This window comes from Myxococcus vastator (genome assembly GCF_010894475.1).
Taxonomy (GTDB): Bacteria; Myxococcota; Myxococcia; order Myxococcales; family Myxococcaceae; genus Myxococcus; species Myxococcus vastator.
In genome coordinates, this window is record NZ_JAAIYB010000650.1 from 1 (window position 1) to 3,543 (window position 3,543).

4 protein-coding genes are annotated in these 3,543 nt (G+C 69.8%); 2 read left to right on the top strand and 2 right to left on the bottom strand.

Translation table 11 applies throughout. From position 1 onward, the window contains the following. Positions 1–1,333, bottom strand: a 1,333-nt coding sequence (locus G4D87_RS35510; RefSeq protein ID WP_163787164.1) for a TadA family conjugal transfer-associated ATPase, incomplete at its 3' end; no start/stop codon positions are given. 178 nt (positions 1,334–1,511) lie between these two features. On the opposite strand from G4D87_RS35510, the gene ung reads away from it, so the two are divergent. Both ung and G4D87_RS35520 read left to right on the top strand, forming a co-directional pair. Continuing rightward, positions 1,512–2,189, top strand: a complete 678-nt coding sequence (gene ung, locus G4D87_RS35515) for a uracil-DNA glycosylase (protein WP_163787167.1) — start codon at positions 1,512–1,514, stop codon at positions 2,187–2,189. A gap of 69 nt (positions 2,190–2,258) precedes the next feature. Continuing rightward, positions 2,259–3,071 carry an acyl-CoA thioesterase gene (locus G4D87_RS35520; protein WP_163787165.1) on the top strand — a complete coding sequence of 271 codons (813 nt, stop codon included), beginning with the start codon at positions 2,259–2,261 and terminating at the stop codon, positions 3,069–3,071. A 3-nt stretch (positions 3,072–3,074) separates the two neighbouring features. On the opposite strand, the gene G4D87_RS35525 is transcribed toward G4D87_RS35520, so the two are convergent. Beyond that, a complete protein-coding gene (locus tag G4D87_RS35525) occupies positions 3,075–3,440 on the bottom strand; it encodes a response regulator (RefSeq protein ID WP_140860516.1) in 366 nt (121 codons plus the stop codon). Between the last annotated feature and the right edge of the window lie 103 nt (positions 3,441–3,543).

The following is a 3,543-nucleotide window of genomic DNA, read 5'->3' on the forward strand; positions in this document are numbered from 1 at the left end:
GGGTGGGGTGGCTCGCGGGCACCTGCACCTGCACGGCCGGCGCGGGCGGCGGCGGCGCGGCGGCGGCCTTGCCGGCCTTCGCGTCGCGGGCGTCCTGCTTGAGGCGCTGCTCGAAGGCGGACCACTCCGCCTTGAAGTGGTCCGGGTCCGGCCTCCCCTGCTCGCGGTGCTTCAGGGACGGGGCCCAGCGCACCGAGTACGCCTCGCCCGCGTGGAAGGTGGGCGGCGGCGGCAGGCCGTAGGTGGCCGGGTCGAAGAAGGCCTCGTCCAGGTCGTTGAAGCCGTACGCGCGCGCCTTGTTGACGAAGTTGGGGATGATGCCGGTGGGCGCGTGGTAGCCCAGGATGTGGTCGTCCTCGTCCTTGGTGACGGGCGTGAAGACGAAGATGTCCTGGGTGCGGTAGTCGCCCTTCTCGTTGAGGGGCAGCACCTCCGACAGGGCAATCGTCTTGCGGCTGCCGTCGTGGAGGCGCTCGCAGCAGATGATGAAGTTGATGGCGCTGGCCACCTGGGCGCGCACGGCCACCATGGGCAGGTCCACGCCGGACATGAGGCACAGCGACTCGATGCGGCGCAGCGTGTCCGTGGGCGTGTTGGCGTGCGTGGTGGCCAGCGAGCCGCCGTGGCCGGTGTTCATGGCCTGCATGAGGTGGAAGGCCTCGCCGCCGCGCACCTCGCCGACGACGATGCGGTCGGGGCGCAGTCGCAGCGCGGAGTGGAGCAAATCGCCCATGTCCACCGCGCCCTTGCCGAACTTGTCGGGGGGCCGGCTCTCGAAGGGCACGACGTGGGACTGGTTGAGCTGGAGCTCGGCCGAGTCCTCGATGGTGAGGATGCGCTCCTCGTCCGGGATGAGCGACGACACGATGTTGAGCAGCGTCGTCTTGCCGGAGCCCGTGCCGCCGGCCACCAGCATGTTGAGCTTGGTGGCGATGCCCGCCTCGATGAGGCGCGCCATCTGCGGCGTGAGTGAGCCGAACTTCATCAAGGATTGGACCGTCAGCTTCTCCTTGAAGAACTTGCGGATGGAGATGGTGGTGCCCTTGCGCGCGATGGGCGGAATCACCACGTGGATGCGGCTGCCATCCGGGAGGCGCGCGTCCAGGCGGGGGCGCTCCTCGTTGAGCATGCGGCCGACGAACTGGGCCATGTTGCGCGCGGCGCCGAGCAGGCCTTCGTCGGTGAACGATGCATCCACTTTCGTGAGCCGGCCCTTGCGCTCAATCCAGATGTCGGTCGGGCCGTTGATCATGATTTCCGACACGGCCTCGTCGTCCATGTAGGGCAGGACGGGCTTGAGGAACGCGCGGAGTGACTCGGTGTACATCGTCATGGCGCCACCCAGGCTAGCGCGCTCTGGCCCCAGGGCCCAAGAACCCGCCCCGCCTGCCTGGCTGCTTTCTGGGGCAGGGGCCGCCCACCGACAGTTTCCAGCGTGGGCGGGTGGAAAGCAGGGGGCCCTCTTGGAGCCCGGTGCTTCAATGCCGCCGCCGTTGGAAGGGGAGGCGTTCATGCTCGCGGAAGGGCTGCCGGAGGACTGGAAGCAGGAGCTGCGCGCGGCGCTGGCGTCGCCGTCGTTCCAGGCGCTGGAGCGCTTCGTCGAAGCGGAGCGGCGGGAGGCCACCGTCTTCCCGTCGGAGGAGGACCTCTTCTCCGCCTTCCGGCTCACGCCCTATGAAGACGTGCGGGTGCTGCTGCTGGGCCAGGACCCCTACCACGGGCCGGGACAGGCGCATGGGCTGGCGTTCTCGGTGCAGCCCGGCGTGGCGCCGCCGCCGTCGCTGGTGAACATCTTCAAGGAGCTGGAGAGCGACGTGGGCGTGCCCCGCCCGAAGGTCGGCTCGCTGATTCCGTGGGCCCGGCAGGGCGTGTTGCTGCTCAACGCGGTGCTGACGGTGCGGCAGGCGAAGCCCAACAGCCATGCGGGCCACGGCTGGGAGGACTTCACGGACGCCGTCATCCGCGCGGTGAGCGCCAAGGATGACTCGGTGGTGTTCCTGCTGTGGGGCCGCTACGCGCAGAAGAAGAAGAAGCTCATCGATGCGAAGCGGCACGTCATCATCGAGGGCACGCACCCCTCGCCGCTGTCCGCCAGCAACGGCTTCTTCGGCAGCCGTCCCTTCAGCGCCGTGAATGAGGCGTTGGAGTCCCACGGCCGTCCGCCCGTCGACTGGCGCCTGTCCGCCTGAAGGGGCGGCGAGCCCGTGTGAGGCTCGGGCCGGACACACTGGGGCGGCGTTGATACGCTGCGGCGCGACATGACCGCTGCCTTCCTCGCCGCCACCACCCCCGAGCCGCTCTCTCCCCACCGCTACGGCATCCGCTTCACCGCGCCCTGGTATCAGGGCAAGGGCGCCTATGGCGGCATCGTCGCGGGGGCGACGCTGCGCGCGCTGGAGCACACCCTGGCGCAGGCCCAGCAGGTGGGGCGCCCCGTGCGCACGCTCACCGCGCACTTCTGCGCGCCGGCGGTGGAGGGCGACGCGGAAATCCAGACGCGCATTGAGCGCACGGGGCGGCTCGTCACCCACGCGACGGCGCGCGTGGAGAGCGCCGCGGGGGTGCTGTGCGTGGCCACCGCCACGTTCGGCGCGTCGCGCGGTGGGGTGACGGAGTACTTCGACGTGAAGCGCCCTGTCGTGCCGCCGCCGCACGAGGTGCCCGCGGTGCCGGACGATGTGCCCATGCCCACCTTCTGCAGCTTCTTCGAGTACCGCTTCTGCGTGGGCTCGGCGCCGTACTCCGGCGCGGACGTGGCGGAGACGGGCGGCTGGATTCGCCCCAAGGACGCGCTGGTGCTGGACGCGCCGCTGTGCGTGGGGCTGATGGACGCCTATCCGCCGTCGGTGCTCTCGCGGGTGGACGGCTTCCACGCGGCGGCGAGCGTGGACTTCACCGTGCACTTCTTCCACGACCTGCCGCGGCCCGGCCTGCGCGAGGACGCCTACTTCCTGCGCACGGGGCGCTCACGGCAGGCGGCGGAGGGCTACTCGGAGGACTTCCAGCAGCTGTGGACCCAGGAGGGCGAGCTGCTGGCCCAGTGCCGCCAGCTGGTGGCGGTGCTGGGATAGCGCTCAAGCCGCGGAGGCGAGCTGCTTCACCAGCAGCCGCACCAGCTCCACGGGCTGGATGGGCTTGGGCAGCAGCTCCGCGCCGTAGCGGATGGCCACGGACACGAGGTCATCCAGCTCCTCGTGTCCGGTGAGGAAGATGAACGGCACCCGGCAGTCCTTCAGCTCACGCATCACCGTGAGCACGTCGGAGCCGTTCATGTCCGGCATGTTGTAGTCGCAGAGGATGGCGGAGACGCTGGACAGGTCCAGGTTGAACGCCTCGGCGGGGGACTGCACCGTCACGACCCCGTAGCCCGCGCTCTGGAGGATGTCCCGCACCACCGAGAGCACGAAGGCGTCGTCGTCAATCACCAGCACGTTCTGCATCGGGGCCATCTCCGCGAGCGGTTCCGCTCATCCTACCTGAGCATGTCCCGCGAGCTTGTCACGTCACACATGTCTCACGGCACGGGGTGGGATGGACCCGGGG